The organism is Curtobacterium sp. A7_M15 (assembly GCF_030705415.1).
Lineage (GTDB): Bacteria > Actinomycetota > Actinomycetes > Actinomycetales > Microbacteriaceae > Curtobacterium.
On sequence record NZ_JAUZED010000211.1, the window covers coordinates 1 to 2,175 of the forward strand.

The 2,175-nt window shown below is 72.4% G+C and carries 2 protein-coding genes; one reads left to right on the forward strand and one right to left on the reverse strand.

Going from position 1 to position 2,175, the window contains the following annotated elements:
- Positions 1-96 precede the first annotated feature (96 nt).
- Complete coding sequence (locus tag Q7F20_RS18455) at positions 97-675, reverse strand: TetR/AcrR family transcriptional regulator (RefSeq protein WP_305741512.1); 579 nt, start codon at positions 673-675, stop codon at positions 97-99.
- A gap of 68 nt (positions 676-743) precedes the next feature.
- On the opposite strand from Q7F20_RS18455, the gene Q7F20_RS18460 reads away from it, so the two are divergent.
- On the forward strand, positions 744-2,150 hold the full coding sequence (locus Q7F20_RS18460; protein ID WP_305741513.1) for an MDR family MFS transporter: 1,407 nt from the start codon (positions 744-746) through the stop codon (positions 2,148-2,150).
- The last annotated feature ends 25 nt before the right edge of the window (positions 2,151-2,175 follow it).

Consider the following 2,175-nt stretch of genomic DNA (forward strand, 5'->3'; position numbering starts at 1 on the left):
CCCGGCCGACGACGGGTCGCGCCGCGCGCGGGGCGCGACGCCGAGCACACGACGCGCCCCTCGCGGACGACCCGGTCCCCCAGCCGCCTCCGGTCGTCAGCGCACGAGCGGCAGCCAGAGGTCGTCGACGATCTCGACGATCCGGCGGTCCGGCAGCGGGCGCAACGACATCATGAGGTCGTGCCGCACGAGGTCCGACGGCAGTGACGCGACCCCGTCCGGCCATTCCCGTCGCGGGATCTCCCCCCGTTCCACCGCCCGCTCGAGCATCACGCGGCCGATGGTCGAGCGTTCGCCGAGCAGCCGGTCGCGGAGGTCGCCCGGGGACAGACCGGTCTCCTGGTTGATGCTCGCCATGTAGACGCTGATCGCGGCCATGAACCCCGACCGTGCGGCGTTGAAGTCCCGCAGTGCGCGGAGCACGTCCCCGCGCAGCGACCCGGTGTCAACGAGTTCACGGCGTCGGAACAGACCGCCGTGCTGCAGGGCCGCCAGCGCGAGGTCGACCTTCGTCGGCCACCGACGGTAGAGCACGGGCTTCGACGTCTCCGCCCGGGCGGCGACCCCGTCGAACGTCAGTGCCGGGTAGCCGACGGACTGCAGTTCCGTCCACGCGGCGTCGAGCAACGCGGTCTCGAGTTCTGCACCACGTCGACGTGTCTTCGCAAGATCCACTTGCGTATCTTAGCGCGCGGGTCTACGGTCAGCCTGTTTAAGAAACGCAACCGTATCCAAGGAGCACCGTGGACCGATCCCTCTCCAGACTCGCCATCGCCCTCGTCGTGGGTGCGATGGCCCCGCTCTTCGACTCGACGATCGTGAGCGTCGCCCTGCACACCCTCGTCCGAGACCTCCACGCCGGCGTCGACGCGGTGCAGTGGGTGAGCACCGGCTACCTCCTCGCGATGGGCGTCACCGTGCCCGTCGTCGGCTGGCTCCAGCACCGCATCGGCGGGCGCCGGCTCTGGGTCGCGGCGCTCGTCGTGTTCCTCGTCGGCAGCGTGCTGTGCTCACTCGCATGGGACGTCACCAGCCTCGTCGCGTTCCGTGTCGTCCAGGGAGTCGGTGCCGGCGCGATGATGCCGCTGCTGACGACGCTGCTCGTGCAGGCCGCGGGAGGCCGCGACGTCGGGCGCCTGATGGCGGTCGTGTCGCTCCCGACGGCGCTCGGACCGATCCTCGGACCGGTCATCGGCGGGGTGGTCCTCGGCGTCGGATCGTGGCAGTGGCTGTTCTGGGTGAACGTGCCGTTCGCCGTCGCCGGGCTCGTCCTGGCGCGGCTGTACATCCCGGCCGACGGCCCCACGGGCTCGGGTCGGCTCGACGTCCTCGGTCTCGTGCTGCTCTCCCCCGCGGTCGTCGGCATCCTGTTCGGGCTGAGCAACGCCAGCCGCACGGGAGGCTTCGGTCGCACCGACGTCTGGCTCCCGCTCGTCGTCGGTGCGGCACTGCTCGCGGCGTTCGTCCTGCGGGCGGTCCGCCGCGGGAGCCGCTCCCTCGTCGACCTCACGTTGCTCCGGCACCGGCCCCTGGCGGCCGCCTCGATCGGGATGTTCCTGATGGGCGCCGCGCTCTACGGCGGCATGCTGCTCCTCCCCCTCTCGTTCCAGGAGCTCCGCGGGGCCGATGCCCTCGGCGCCGGGCTGCTGCTCATCCCGCAGGGCGTCGGCTCGCTGCTCAGTCGTTCGATCGCCGGTCGTCTCACCGACCGGATCGGTGCACGATGGGTCGCGGTCGTCGGGTTCGGTGTGGTGCTCGTGGCCACGATCCCGTTCGCGTTCGCAGACGGCAGCACTTCGCCGTGGCTCACGGGCGCGGTCCTCGTCGTCCGGGGCATCGGGCTGGGTGCGGTGATGATCCCGATCATGGCCGTCGGGTTCCTCGGGCTCGCCAAGCCGGACATGCCCCACGCGAGCACGATCACGCGCCTCGCGCAGCAGCTCGGTGGCGCGTTCGGGACGGCGGTCCTGGCCGTCGTCCTCTCCGGGGCAGCGTCCGGCGGTCACCCGGTCGGAGCCTTCCACGAGGCGTTCTGGTGGGCGATCGCCATCACCGGGACGGCGACGGTGGCGGCGCTGCTGCTGCCCGGGCGCCGACGCGCCGCGCCCGAGGCGACGGAAGCCGCGCCGGTGGTGGCCGCGACCCGCTGACGGACGGGAGGCGCGGGGCGGGGCC